The organism is Dyadobacter alkalitolerans DSM 23607 (assembly GCF_000428845.1).
Classification (GTDB): Bacteria; Bacteroidota; Bacteroidia; order Cytophagales; family Spirosomataceae; genus Dyadobacter; species Dyadobacter alkalitolerans.
In genome coordinates, this window is record NZ_AUAS01000018.1 from 35,730 (window position 1) to 49,691 (window position 13,962).

Annotated in this window: 13 protein-coding genes; 5 read left to right on the top strand and 8 right to left on the bottom strand. The window is 45.7% G+C overall.

The window, feature by feature from the left end; translation table 11 throughout:
• Positions 1–28 precede the first annotated feature (28 nt).
• Positions 29–973: an MBL fold metallo-hydrolase gene (locus G395_RS0123940; protein ID WP_035361960.1), complete on the bottom strand. Its 945-nt coding sequence runs from the start codon at positions 971–973 to the stop codon at positions 29–31.
• 47 nt (positions 974–1,020) lie between these two features.
• On the opposite strand from G395_RS0123940, the gene G395_RS0123945 reads away from it, so the two are divergent.
• Entirely contained in the window at positions 1,021–2,505 is a 1,485-nt protein-coding gene (locus tag G395_RS0123945; RefSeq protein ID WP_026632384.1) for a cryptochrome/photolyase family protein, read from the top strand.
• 57 nt (positions 2,506–2,562) lie between these two features.
• A complete protein-coding gene (locus G395_RS0123950; protein WP_026632385.1) occupies positions 2,563–3,006 on the top strand; it encodes a GNAT family N-acetyltransferase in 444 nt (147 codons plus the stop codon).
• On the opposite strand, the gene G395_RS0123955 is transcribed toward G395_RS0123950, so the two are convergent.
• Positions 3,003–3,374 (bottom strand): helix-turn-helix domain-containing protein, encoded by a 372-nt coding sequence (locus tag G395_RS0123955; protein WP_051350341.1) that lies wholly within the window; start codon positions 3,372–3,374, stop codon positions 3,003–3,005. The genes G395_RS0123950 and G395_RS0123955 overlap by 4 nt on opposite strands.
• Position 3,375: 1 nt before the next feature.
• The gene (locus G395_RS0123960) at positions 3,376–3,669 is read right to left on the bottom strand and encodes a type II toxin-antitoxin system HigB family toxin (protein WP_026632387.1); all 294 of its coding nucleotides are present in this window, start codon (positions 3,667–3,669) and stop codon (positions 3,376–3,378) included.
• Between the two features lie 108 nt (positions 3,670–3,777).
• Between G395_RS0123960 and G395_RS0123965 the strand changes: the two genes are divergently transcribed.
• A complete protein-coding gene (locus G395_RS0123965; protein ID WP_026632388.1) occupies positions 3,778–4,899 on the top strand; it encodes an AI-2E family transporter in 1,122 nt (373 codons plus the stop codon).
• A 36-nt stretch (positions 4,900–4,935) separates the two neighbouring features.
• Here G395_RS0123965 and G395_RS0123970 read toward each other — a convergent pair whose 3' ends face one another.
• The 4 genes from G395_RS0123970 to pdxR all read right to left on the bottom strand — a co-directional run bounded on the left by G395_RS0123970 (position 4,936) and on the right by pdxR (position 9,950).
• On the bottom strand, positions 4,936–6,237 hold the full coding sequence (locus G395_RS0123970) for an ABC1 kinase family protein (protein ID WP_026632389.1): 1,302 nt from the start codon (positions 6,235–6,237) through the stop codon (positions 4,936–4,938).
• Positions 6,238–6,239: 2 nt separating this feature from the next.
• The gene (locus G395_RS0123975) at positions 6,240–6,944 is read right to left on the bottom strand and encodes a TetR family transcriptional regulator C-terminal domain-containing protein (RefSeq protein WP_035361956.1); all 705 of its coding nucleotides are present in this window, start codon (positions 6,942–6,944) and stop codon (positions 6,240–6,242) included.
• A gap of 132 nt (positions 6,945–7,076) precedes the next feature.
• Positions 7,077–8,423 carry a D-arabinono-1,4-lactone oxidase gene (locus tag G395_RS0123980; protein ID WP_026632391.1) on the bottom strand — a complete coding sequence of 449 codons (1,347 nt, stop codon included), beginning with the start codon at positions 8,421–8,423 and terminating at the stop codon, positions 7,077–7,079.
• Between the two features lie 45 nt (positions 8,424–8,468).
• Complete coding sequence (gene pdxR / locus G395_RS0123985; protein WP_026632392.1) at positions 8,469–9,950, bottom strand: MocR-like pyridoxine biosynthesis transcription factor PdxR; 1,482 nt, start codon at positions 9,948–9,950, stop codon at positions 8,469–8,471.
• 79 nt (positions 9,951–10,029) lie between these two features.
• Between pdxR and G395_RS0123990 the strand changes: the two genes are divergently transcribed.
• Both G395_RS0123990 and G395_RS0123995 read left to right on the top strand, forming a co-directional pair.
• Positions 10,030–12,042 (top strand): TonB-dependent receptor plug domain-containing protein, encoded by a 2,013-nt coding sequence (locus G395_RS0123990; protein WP_229204275.1) that lies wholly within the window; start codon positions 10,030–10,032, stop codon positions 12,040–12,042.
• Between the two features lie 54 nt (positions 12,043–12,096).
• Positions 12,097–12,972, top strand: coding sequence for an alpha/beta fold hydrolase (locus G395_RS0123995; RefSeq protein WP_051350342.1), 876 nt, complete (start codon positions 12,097–12,099; stop codon positions 12,970–12,972).
• Here the strand turns inward: G395_RS0123995 and G395_RS0124000 are convergent.
• On the bottom strand, positions 12,953–13,942 hold the full coding sequence (locus G395_RS0124000) for an NAD(P)H-quinone oxidoreductase (RefSeq protein WP_026632395.1): 990 nt from the start codon (positions 13,940–13,942) through the stop codon (positions 12,953–12,955). The two genes, G395_RS0123995 and G395_RS0124000, sit on opposite strands and share 20 nt — an antisense overlap.
• Between the last annotated feature and the right edge of the window lie 20 nt (positions 13,943–13,962).

Consider the following 13,962-nt stretch of genomic DNA (forward strand, 5'->3'; position numbering starts at 1 on the left):
GGTGAATGTTATTTCGGTCCGGAAGTTGTTATTTCAATTCAAATGCTTTGCCCTGTTCCGGGAAAATAAGGTTTAATCCAAGCGCATTATCACTCGCCAGTTCTGCCTTAATTTGCGACTCATTATCTGCCGTCGGCTTCATATGTGTGATAATCACATTCAGGCCCTTCAAACTTCCTGCGCCGGAAATTTCTGCCAGCACATTCAATTCTTTCATCAGCCATTTGGGCGTCAAATGGCCGTATAATTGTCTGTCCGGCTGCTTGTTAGGATAAGATACTTCTAAAAATATTCCCGCCAGCTGTTTTGCCTTCACCAGCGGCGCAACCGCTTTCCAGACCTGCTGCATTTTATCAGACTTCTCAATTTCATCCGGACCCGTATCACCAAAATACAAGACATATTTTTCGCCTTTCCGGATCAGAAATGCAGTGCTTTCGTAGGGATTGGAATGACTTAGTTTGAATATTTTTACAAACATTTCCGTCTGCTCAATGTCAACTTCCTGGTCTTCTCCCAGCATTTTATAACTATACTTTTTCAAAGCCGGACTCGCGCCCTCGTTCGTCAGGTTAGGCCAGCTTTTCCAATTGAAATAATGGCTTTTCAGCGTTTCAATGCAATATTCAGTGCCATAAATGTTCTTTGCCGTGTCTTCCACCGAATTGATCACCATGCCCGAAACGTGATCCAGATGTGGGTGGGAGATTAAATAAGCCTTGATATATTTTCTCAAAACAACATCCGCAGGAACAGAGAATGCCTTGTTAGTCAATGCTTTTGAAATCCCATTCGTCACAGTCCCCGCATCCAGGCAAACATAAGCATTGGAATTCACCGGTGCGACCATGTAAGCCGACAAGTTTCCATCATCCCCGCCTCCCCTAACCCCCAGCGGAACGACGCGGAAGCTGTTTTGAGCAGAACAAACAGAAACAAAACAGGTTAAGAGCAAGAATGTAACGATTCGCATGATTTTAGTAAGGAAGTTGGTCGGCATGTATCGATAATGAATAGCAAATGAAGGCAATTACGTTAATTTTTCCGCATCAGTTGTTTCATCCGCATCCGGCTGTTGCAGCGGGAAGAGACGTTTTTCTGGTAGAAGAGGATCTTTATTTCAACCAATTTTCATTTCACAAGCACAAATTATTTTTCCACCGCGCTTCTATGCAGGCTTACAAGCTGCATTTAGAAAGCCAGAAATTAAATGTGCATTACATTGACGCGCAAGATCCGCTGGCTGATGTCCGGAAACTGGTTCCTATGCTTAAAAAAAAGGGTGTTGAAGAAGTTTTCTATGTGGATGTTACCGATAACTGGCTCCAAAAACGACTTTCAACATCTGCAAAGATGAACAATATCGAGCTGATCGAGTTTGAAACGCCGATGTTCGTGAATTCCAAAGAAGATCTGGAAATGTATTTCATGAACAAGAAAAGATATTTCCAGGCAGATTTTTACACTACTCAGCGCAAAAAATACAAGATCCTGCTGGACGAAGACGGTGACCCGGAAGGCGGTAAATGGAGTTTTGACACGGAAAACCGATTAAAATTCCCTAAAAAACAAGTGCCGCCGACAATTCACTTCCCGGCTTCAAATGAGCATTATGACGAAGCAAGATGCTATGTCGAGCAACATTTTAAGGACAATTACGGAAACATTCCGGACGGAATCCGCTTCCCGATCACCACCGAAGAAAGCGAGGCCTGGCTCGATCAGTTTATGGAGAAGCGTTTTGAGGAATTTGGCAAATACGAGGATGCCATGGTTGTCACAGAACATTTTCTCCATCACAGCGTGTTGACGCCCATGCTGAATACAGGCTTACTAACGCCTAAGAAGGTCATCAACGCAACCTTGAAATATGCCCGAAAAAATGACATTCCGCTCAATTCACTGGAAGGCTTTATCCGGCAGATCATTGGCTGGCGGGAGTTTATGCATGGGGTTTATGAATACAAAGGCAGCATAGAGCGGACGCGAAATTATTGGGGCTATACACGCAAAATCCCAGAGTCGTTCTGGACCGGCACAACGGGCATCGAGCCGGTTGATATTGTTATTAAGAAAGTCCTCGATATCGGTTACTGCCATCACATTGAGCGCTTAATGGTGCTGGGAAACTTCATGCTATTGTGCGAATTCGACCCGGATGACGTTTATCGCTGGTTTATGGAGCTTTTTATCGATGCCTATGACTGGGTAATGGTCCCTAATATCTATGGCATGAGCCAGTTCGCAGACGGTGGCCTCCTGGCAACCAAACCTTACATTAGCGGCAGTAATTATCTGATGAAAATGAGCGACTTCCCCAAAGGCGACTGGCAGCAAACCTGGGACGGACTGTTCTGGCGTTCTATGGATAAAAACAGAAAGTTCTTCCTGAAAAACCCACGCTTAGGCATGCTCATCCGCAAATTCGACAACATGGAAGAAAGCAAGCGAAAAGCACATTTGCAGCACGCTAATGATTTCCTGACCAAATTGGACAAACAATAATCTGCTAATAATATCTTAATCCTCTAATTTCGCAATCCATTTCCCGACACGCGACCAATGATCAGAACAAACAGCGAAAACCCTGATTTTAGAAAGCTAACCGACCAGCTGGACGACGAGCTTTGCACTATTTACAATACCAATAAGGCTGACTACGAAGACTATAATCGCATCACCAATCTGCCAACCGTGCTTCTTGCTTACGAAAACGATACGGTCGTAGCCTGCGGCTGTTTCAAGATTTACGACGAAAGCACGATAGAGTTAAAGCGCATGTTTGTCGTTCCGGCATTCCGCGGCAAAGGCATCGCCTCCACCATGGTACGCGAACTGGAACAATGGGCCATCGAACTAGGCTTCCAAAACGCCGTCCTGGAAACCGGCACCGGCCAACCTCAAGCCATCGCCATGTATAACAAACTAGGCTACATCAATGCCGAAAAACCTGGGCAGAATGAAGCGATCGGGCATAGCGTGTTTATGGTGAAGCGGTTGGTTTAAATGTGTTGAAGGATAAAATCGGCCGGCACATTTAATTTAGTATGTACAGCCTTGATGAAGGGAATATCGGGCTTTTGCTTACCATTCAAGATCATGGAAAGCTTAGTGCCACTAACGCCAAGTGTTGCTGCGAGGTCTTTTTGCTTCAATTTCATCTCATACATTCGCAGTTCGATCATGCCCTCAAGCGTGCGCGGAGGCTCCACATAATAATGCTCCTTTTCATAGGCCTGCGCCGCGAGAGCCATCGTGCGAATAATTTCAAGCTCTTCCTTAGACAGTATCGCCTCACCTTTTTTCATAAGGCGATCAATTTCTATCATCGCCTCGTCGTACTCCTTTTCTGTCTTAAATTCTATTTTTTTCATCTTACAACTGGTCTATTCTTACCTTATCATACTCCTTATGATTGCCAATAAACTTTATATAGACAGTTCGAACACTAAATAAAATACGTACAATGACTCTGACGTGGTTGCCTTTAATATTAAAAACGTAAAGATCATAGCCAACCGCATCAACCGAATTAAACATCCGCCTTAATTCATTAAAGTTTGACCAGTTAGATCTTTCAACAATTTGATACCAAGTATCCAGCGCTTCCAGGCTCTTTTTGTCAACTTTGCCATATAGGCGAATCATCTTATAACTAATAACAACCATGTTAATGGGTAAGTGTGTATATTTAGCAAAGGTATAGAAAATTTAGAAATTCAACATTTGTTTTAGAAAATCTAAATTAGAAATACTGAACTTTTAGAACAAATCACAATGATACCAGACCAGCCCGCTCCGTTCTACCAAAAACTTTCCTTCTCGCTCCTGGCCATAGGCTTGATCATGCTGGGGATATATTTGGGGCAGGATATTATTGTTCCTTTGGCTTTGGCGGGGTTGATTGCAGTTTTGTTGCGTCCTGTGGAGGCGTGGCTTACCCGGCTGGGAATGCACAAAATTCTGGCGATCACCCTGGCGGTGTTGCTTGCGGTCGTGCTTGTGTCCGGCGTCGCGATCTTGCTATCAATGCAACTTTCAGACTTCTCGGATGAATGGCCCAAATTGAAGCGCAACATTAATGAGTTTTACAGAGATACGCGGCGCTGGATCCGGCGGGAATATAGCGTCAGTTATAGCAAACAGGCCGAATATCTCAAAAATGCCCAGACAAAAACGCTCGAAAATTTCCAGGGTGCCGAGACACTTGGCGTGGTTACGGGACCGCTCGCAACATTGATCCTTATCCCTATATACGCATTCTTGCTCCTTTATTACCGTACGATGCTGCTGCATTTTATGGTCGTTCTGTTTGCAGAGGAGCATAAGCCGCGCGTGCTGGAAGTGCTGGGCGAGATCAAAGCCATTATTCAGAGCTATATGGTAGGTTTGCTGCTGGAAACGGCTGTTGTTGCGGTGCTGAATTCGGTGGGGCTGCTGCTCTTGAATGTCCAATATGCAATGCTTTTGGGCATCATGGCCGCGATTTTGAATCTTGTCCCCTACATCGGCGGACTTGTGGCAACAGTGCTGGCGGTTATGGTGACGTTTATCAGCCATCCCGATGCGCACACCTTGCTGGGCGTTGTGGGCGTATTTATTGCTGTTCAGTTTATTGACAACAATTTTCTGGTGCCGCTCATTGTTGGTTCCAAGGTCAAGATCAATGCATTGGTTTCGATTGTGGGCGTGCTGGTGGGTGGCGCGCTGGCTGGCTTGTCAGGCATGTTCCTATCCATTCCGGCGATTGCGATGATGAAAGTGGTCTTTGACCGGATTGATGGATTGAAACCTTGGGGAATTTTACTGGGAGATCAAACGCCGGAACAGGCGAATAACAATCTGTTCAGGCTTGTGAACAAGCGTAAGCCCAAAAAGAAAACCGACGAAGATGCTTAGTCTTTCGCCGGTTTGAGTAACTTGATAATCAATGTGTTACATCACCAACTGCTTCGTTTCCACGGTCGCTTTCAAATCATGCAACAGGCTAAAAAGCCCAAAGAATGTGCGGTTGATGTAAATAAAATGTTTGGAACCGCGGTTGACATTCATCTTGCGCAGCTCTTTATCATTTGCATATTTCTCACCCAATTCCGCCAGTTTTCCGAAGAATGTTTCATCCGAAAAATTAAATGTATCCGACTGGAACGGCTGGGTTAGCAAGGATAAAATCTCTTTAAAAAGCTTCGAAAAATAAATCGTTTCCTGAGGCGTATCCTTGCTCGAAAGAATTTCCAGCGCTTCCATTCTTGAATAGAAAATCTCAGGATCATTCAACTTATCCGGCTCGGCCAGCTCAAAATAAGGCGTGTAAAACGACTCCGGAATCTCCTTAATGCACCCAAAATCAATGGCGATCAGGTTCCCCGCATCGTCTACCAGAAAATTGCCCGGATGCGGATCGGCATGCACTTTTCGCAATTGATGCACCTGGAACATATAAAAATCCCAAAGCGCCTGCCCGATCTTGTTGGCCAGATTCTGATCCGTATTTGTTTTCGTGAATTCCGACAAATGCTTGCCCGTCATCCAATCCATCGAAATCACCCTTTCGCAGGATAATTCGGGATAATATTTCGGAAAACGCAGGTTGGGAATGTGTGCGCAAGCCTCGGCAATTTCCGTGCTCTGGGCTATTTCAAGAAAATAATTGGTTTCCTCCGTCAACTTGGTTTCAACCTCCTTGAAATATTTATCCGAATCCTTTGCCTGAATGTTGAACATGCTCATGGCAATTGGCTTCACCATTGCCAGGTCGGAGGAAATGCTTTCGGCAACGCCCGGATACTGAATTTTTACAGCCAGGTTCTTTCCATTTTTCGTCGCCTTATGCACCTGGCCAATACTGGCAGCATTGATGGCATTGGCGTCAAAGGAATCAAAAAGATCAAGCGGCGATTTGCCGAAATACTTTCTGAATGTCTTCACAACCAGCGGCGCCGACAACGGCGGAACGGAAAATTGGGACAAAGAAAATTTCTCCACATAAGCCTGCGGAAGGAAATTTTTCTCCATACTCAGCATTTGCGCCACTTTTAGGGCACTGCCTTTCAGGTTCTTCAGTCCATCGTAAATATCCTCGGCGTTGTTTGTATTCAAGTTATCCCGCGCCGATTCAGGATTGGTGATTTTCTCACCGTAATATTTTAAATAGTTACCCCCGATTTTTACACCGGTCGAAATCAATCTGGTTGCACGCTGAATTTTCGAAGTAGGGATGCTGTCAATTGTTTCCATTCCTACCTTAACTTTTCTTTGATGAGAAATTTACCAAAATCGATGACGCTTTCCAGCGGCGTAATGTCGATCAGATCGAATGTTGCGCGGATTGATTTTTCGATGAAAAGGTCTGTTTTTTCAAAGCCAATGGACTCGTCATCCAGCCAGAATTTGAGCGTTACCATAAACTGGATCCACGCACCTTCTTCCAATGCATCCTGTTGCGCCTTGCGGATCCGTTCGCTTTTGGATTTCAGATAACCCTCGCTGATCTCATTAACGAACGATTTAAACTGGCTCCTGAAATCTTTCAACTTCATTAACCCAGCCAAACGGTTCTTTTCACTTTTCAGATCAAATACAACATAACTTCTGTTTGCGGTAAGTATCTCAAAATAAGTAAAATAGTAAGTCAAAAGCTTATCCCGGAAACCCAGTGACGGCATGTCGCCACTCTGGTTCATAAGATTAACGGCCAGTCTGTGAAAGCTCACAAAAACGCTTTTTTCAATTGCTTCGATCGAAGAGAAATGTTTGTAAAATTCCTTTTCGACAATGCCATGCCGCTTGCAGAACAGGTAAACCGACTCCGGCTTTTTGTTCTGTTCCAGGCAATCGTGCATATATAATTCAATGATCTTATCGGATGTAATTTCCCGTGCTGCTGCCGGCTCGGCCATATTCGGCTCTCCCGCATTGGGAAGTTCCCTCAATTTTGCTGCCATTATTTTATTTGGTTTACAAGGTGTTGATCCACGCTTACACAACGAATGTTGGTCAGCATAAAATATTCATAGCGGACTATTACAGAACAAAATAAAGGGCCGTAATCATTCACCAAAAGGGCTATTAATTTTTCAAACTCTGAAAATATTGAGGTTCAGAAAGTCATTCCTGAATTTCCCTTTCGGATCCATTTCCTGGGCCAGCGCCTTGAATTCTTCCATTTTCACATAACGCTTTGCAAGCAGATCCGGAGACACCGAAAACAGCTTTCCCCAGTGCGGACGCACATTGTAGGGCGCGAGTTCACGCTCAATGATTGGCAGCAGCTTGCTCACCGCATCCCATTCCTGTTTCCAGGTGAAGTGTATCGCCACAGAATCCTGCTTATAACAAGGGCTCATCCAGAAATCATCCGCCGCAATGGTCCGTATTTCCGAAGTAAGCAAATGCGGCCCGACCTGGCTTCCCAGCTTGGAAATCGCCATAATCGCATCCACGGCGTTTTTTCTGGGCACAAAAAATTCTGATTGCAGCTCCACACCGCTGCTGGGCGTAAAGCCCATTTTGAAATGCGGCATGCGCTCATACCAGGGACCTGAAACGCCCATCTGCTCCGTGCAGTTTTCGGCGGACAGTTCTGGGATCGGGTGGAGGTTTTTAGTCGCCAGTTTCGCGCCGAAAAATTCTTTTTCCGCTTTTAACGGCTTTCCATCGTCTATTTTTTGCTTAACCCAAACTTCCGTAATGTCGTTACTTTGCCAATTTGTGAACAAGCTCACGCTATATCCGCTCGATTCTATCTTTTCAAAATTATCCTTCAACTGACCCAGAGGCAGATTTTCATACACAAATTGCCCCATCATGAATGTGGGCACGATATCCAGCGTCACCTTCGTCACCACGCCCAAAGCCCCTAGGTTCACAACGGCCGCATTGAATTTCTCCCCATCCTTTTTACGGCTCAGTTGCATCACATCACCCGCCGCCGTAACGATCTCCATTCCCGAAACCGCAGTCGCCAGGTTACCATTTTTATCCCCGGAACCGTGCGTGGCCGTAGCGCAGGCACCCGCAACCGAAATGTGCGGCAATGATGCCAGGTTATGCAGCGCAAAGCCTTTTTTATGCAAGTAAGGGCTCAATTGCCCATATTTCATGCCGGAATTCACGGTTACAGTTTTGTTTTTTTCATCCAAAACCATCTGCTCCTCCGCATTCACCAAGGAAATGAATTGATCTTTGGTGTCGGCAATGTTATTAAAGCAATGCCTGGTTCCAAGCACTTTAAGCTTTGGATATTTCTTTACAATTTCCTGAACCTGTGCCAGATTCTTCGCCTGATCCAGCTTTTGCGTGCTGTATTCTAAATTCCCTGCCCAGTTTTTCAATTTATCGTTGTTTGCCCAGCCGGTTAATGGTGTAAATAATGGAGCTGTCATTAATGCGGATGAAAGTTTAATAAAGGTTCTCTTATTCATATGTTGGGAAGAAAGCAAAGTGAAAACCAGAAGGATATGATTAAATCACAAATTAATTGAATAATTCAGGATTTCAACCGCCGTCCGGATTTCTCCTTCATCCAGATTCCCAAATCCAAGCCGCATAGCACTCAGCTGGCCGGTTTGGAAGAGTAATGTCTGTGGTAAATGCAGGTTTTGTTTCAAACAGTTCTTGCTAAGGCGCATTAGATTAACGTCCTTTCGCCATTCCGTCCAGATCGCCAGGCCGCCGGGAGGCGTTTTGAAATTGAGATATTCCTGAAAATCTGCTTGCAGTAATGTTCCCAAAAGATCGCGTCGCTGATGATAAACCTTCTGTGCTTTCTTGATATGCCGCTGAATTTCTCCTTCATCCAAAAGTTCACCCAATGCCTGCTCCATCATCAGATCTCCCTGGCGGTCGATGATCCTCCGGAATTTTCCGAGTTCCGTAATTAGGTTTTGCGGCGCCACAATGTAGCCTGAGCGCAATCCGGGCGCCAGCGCTTTGCAGAATGAGCCGATATAAACCACCATTCCAGCCGGATCGGCGCTCGCGAGCGGCAAAACCGGACTGCTATTATAGTGGAAATCATAATCGTGATCATCTTCCAGGATAATGAAGCCATATTGCACTGAAAGATTAAGCAATTCCATGCGCCGCTCCGCGCTCAGCGTCACAGTTGTGGGATAATGATGATGCGGCGTGATGTAAAGCATCCGTATCCGTTTTGTTTCGCACAACTTCCGCACAGCTTCCACCGATATGCCCTGCTCATCCACCGGAACCGAAATAATGTTGGCCCCGGCCTGTTGGAAAATCATATTGGCCGTATAATAACTCAGGTTACCCACCACCACGTGATCGCCTTTTTTGAGGAGCAGCATGGAGGCCAGGTAAATACCCATTTGAATGCCGCGCGTGGTGATAATGTTCTCTTTGCCAATATGCAAGCCGCGCGTATTATTCAGGTAATCAGCCAGTTTCGTCCTGAAAAACGCATTGCCTTCCACATGCGAGTAACTGAGCAATTTGCGGTTATTATTTCGTCTCAAAACGCTGGAATAGGCTTTTGCCAGCTTGTCCATGGGTGCCAGGCGCACGTCCGGAAGACCGTCGGTGAATTCCAGTTCAGCCTTAGAAACGGAAACCGGCCTGTCCAGCAGCATGCTTTCTTCAAATGCAAAACCAGCTTTTTGAGGATATCTGACAAGATAATCAGCATTGAAAGACGCCGGACTATCAGCAATTGCAGGTGATTTTTGGGTCACGAATGTCCCCTTGTTCGGCCGAAGTTCGATCCACCCCTGCGCATCGAGTTCATTATAAGCGGCTACCACGGTTCTTCTATGAACCGATAAAATCTCAGCTAATGAACGTGTTCCGGGCAATCTGGCGCCTGTACAGAGCACGCCGCGCTGGATCGCATTGATCATCTGACGCGAAATTTGCAGGTAAACCGGCGTCTCATTTTGCCGGTCAATGGTTACAATACTTTGGAAAGGAATTTCAACCGGACTACTCATAAACTTAAAACCGGAGCATATTAACAGTCCGGCAAGATAGTAAGTTTGTCGAAAATAATTTGATTCTGATATCTCAGCCATGATGACAACTTTCCTTTCTCTTCTGATCCGGGCTTTGAAAAGCCCGGCAATTTTTGTTTTTACAAGCCTTGGACTTATTAGTTTATTAGGCCTTTTGCACCCGCTTTTTGCACAGGATATTTCGCTTGATCCGGTTACTGTCACTTCCTCTCTTGTGGAAAAACGCGCATCCGAAACTGGCCGGAACATTGCTGTAATTAAAGGCGAATATTTCCAGAACCTTCCCGTGCACAGCATCGACGATCTGCTTCGTTATGTGCCCGGCGTGGAAATCCAGGCACGAGGACCGATGGGCTCGCAAAGCGATATTGTGCTGCGTGGCGGGACATTCCAGCAAGTGCTAATCATTCTGGATGGTTTACGACTGAATGATCCGAACACAGGCCACTTTAATGCTTATATCCCCATCTCCCCTGCTGAAATCGAGCGAATTGAAGTTTTAAAAGGTGCATCGTCGGCCATTTACGGCTCCGATGCAGTGGGCGGTGTCATTCATGTCATTTCCAAAACTTTTGCTGCACGGTTACAGTCAGAAAATGAAGGTGAAAACGTCATGGGAACTCAAAAAACTAGCATTAATGGTGCGTTAACGGCCGGAGAATATGGTTTAAAGAATGCCAATGTCGGCGCTTTTGTTCAAAAGAATAGAATTGCTGTCTCTGGCGGTTTTTTGTCAAATAATGCCTCAGGCGTTCAGCAGCGTGGCATAAAAGGATACTTTCATAACAACACCGCATGCCTTTCCCTGAACTACGCACTTTCCCCGAGCTTGAATGTGGCCGTGAGAAGTTCCTATGATCACCGGGATTTCGCTGCTCAGAATTTCTACACAGCTTTAAAATCCGACACGGCCAGCGAGAAGGTAAAAACTTCCTGGAATCAGGTTAAAATCGGTTATAGGAAAGCCAAAACGGCCATTGCGCTGGATGGAGGCTATAAATTTGTGAGGGACCAGTATATGTTTAACCCGCATTCCATTGCGAACGACAGCAAATCACAACTATGGCAGGGCTTGCTAACCTGGCAGCAAACCTTCACCCAATGCACGAACCTGATCGCCGGGCTTAATTACCAGAACCGCAACATTGCCTCCAATGACCGTGGCGATCATTCGCTGAGCCAGCTCGCACCATTTATTTCTTTGGTACAAAATATAGGTTCCGATTTCACTGTAACGCCTTCTGTCAGATTGGATTGGCGGGAAAGCATTGGTTCGGAAGTGGTGCCGCAGATTAATTTATCTTACAAAAAAGAAAACTGGCAATTACGCGGAAGCGCTGGCAAAACGATCCGGGATGCCGATTTTACAGAGCGGTTTAATAACTTTCAAAAAGCATTGGTAACGGGCGGAAATGTGGGCAATCCTGCATTAAAAGCGGAAAGATCATTCAGTTATGAAACGGGCGCCGATTGGTTTTTGACTAATAGCAGCACCAATCAGCTGAAAATTTCAGGCACATTTTTCCAAAGGCTCCAAAACGAACTGATCGATTATGTTTCAACGCCGTATGCCCAAATGCCGCGCAAAGAAAACCTTTCGCCCACCGGGACTTTTGGCCTTGCATTGAACATTGCGGAAGTGAACACAACCGGGTTTGAACTTGATTTTCAAACAGTTAATACAATTTCTGCCAATCAAAAAGTCATTTTCAATGCAGGGTTAACCTGGCTGAACAGCGAAAGCAGCAATGTTGAGCCTTCATTCTACGTCTCGTCACACGCCAAGTTCCTGGGTAACTTTTCTGCGATTTACCAGATTTCCGGCCTTTCGTTCAGTGTGAATGGGTTGTATAAAAACAGGGCAGAACGGGCGGCTTCGGCCATCGAGGCGAACATTTCGAAAGATTATTTTTTACTCAACGCCAAGGCTGAATATGCTTTCCTGAACCGCAGTCTGGCCGTATTTGTGCAGGCTGATAATGCATTCGACGTTCAGTACAGCGACTTGCTGGGTTCCAAAATGCCGGGGCGATGGGCTATGGGCGGACTCAGTTTCAATTTCGCGAAATAGCGCAATCTTTTTCGTGGCCGGTTACGTATATTCGATTGGCTCTTAAGATCGATTATGCTTTCGAATATCAACATTTCCCACATCTGCCTGACCATCTATCTAACGGTCCGGAGCGCCGAAATTTTCGGTCAATCTACGTTAAATGGTGCGAACCGACCGTTAGAAAAATCGTTTGTAGCAAATTTGGGAAATGAGCATACTTTATCGGCTGGAACGGCGAATACGCACCAACGACCAACAGCGCCGGACAACGATAAAATGAATCTCTACTTTTTGAGCGGCTTAGGCGCAGATAAACGTGTTTTCAGCAAATTGGAACTGGACGACCGTTTTGCGGTACATTATATAGATTGGATAGAACCATTAAAAAAGGAAAGCATAACAGATTATGCGGGTAGGCTTGTTTCACAGATTGACACGACCCGGCCATTCCAGTTGGTAGGCTTGTCATTTGGCGGGATCATCGCTTCCGAGCTTGCACATATTGTTCATCCAGAGCAGATTGTTATCATTTCGAGCACATCAACCGGCGTCCCGGTTTCCAAATTTTACCAGGGGTTAACCAAATTTTTATTGCTAAGCCCATTCGCAGCTCCGCTTTTGAAGTCAACCAATACATTTACCTATAAATTTTTCGGTGCGGATACACCGGAGCTGAAATCGTTGCTGAAATCCATTTTACACGACACCGACAGCCGTTTTTTAAAATGGGCTTTGGTGAGAATGGGCAGTTGGAAAAGACAGGATAATCTGGAAAACCTGTATCACATTCACGGCACCGCCGATAAATTGATCCCAATAAAAATGGTGAAACCCGATGTGTCTATTGATGGCGCCGGACATTTGATGGTTTACGCGCAGGCAAAACAAATTTCAGATATTTTGAATAAAAAATTAAGCGACAACTGGGTTACGACTCCCAATCATTAACCAGGACAATTTTCCCGATATGCCCGCTCGTTTCCATTAATGCATGTGCTTTTGAGGCTTCGTTTATTGGAAATTGAGCTGCTATAACGGTTTTGAACGCTTCTCTTTCTATGACGGGCCAAACATTCGCCCATATTTCCTTCGCAAGTACCGTTTTGGATTCATCGCCTCTGTTGCGCAGTGTGCTTCCGGTGATTGTCAGGCGCTTTTTCATGATCATGCCGAAATCCACTTCGGTGCCTTCGAGCTTGCCGCCTTTCATGGTGTTGATAAACACAAGTCGGCCGTCTTCCCGCAGCAACCTGATATTTTTTGGAATATAATCACCGCCTACCATGTCGAGAATGACGTCTATGCCTTCATTTTTCAGCTTTTCTTCGAAATCGTCGGTTTTGTAGTTAATACAAATGTCCGCACCCAGCGTAACGCAAGCATTGCATTTTTCCTCCGAGCCAGCCGTTGCGAAAACCTTTGCGCCCCATGCTTTTGCAAGCTGAATGGCCGTAATCCCAATCCCGCTTGTGCCGCCGTGAACCAGGAAATTTTCACCGCTTTTTAAACCGCCTCTTTGAAATGCATTGTGCCAAACCGTAAAAACCGTTTCCGGAAGGGAAGCCGCCTGCACAAAATTGAAGCCGCTGGGAACGGGCAGACAGTGGCCTGCTTGCGCAACCGCATAATCCGCATAACCACCTCCAGCCAGCAATGCACAAACGGCATCGCCTTTTTTCCAATCAGCAACATCATGCCCAACCTGCTCAATAATTCCCGCAACTTCCAGCCCCGGAATATCCTGTGGCGCCCACGCTGGGGGTGGATAATTTCCTTTGCGCTGAAACACGTCGGGGCGGTTGATCCCTGCCGCATAAACCTTGATCAGGACCTGGTTAGCAGCCGGTTGAGGCATAGACCGTTCCTCTGTTTGAAGCACTTCGGGGCCGCCGGGCTGCGATATAACAATGGCTTTCATGTTTTTACAGTCAAATGAAA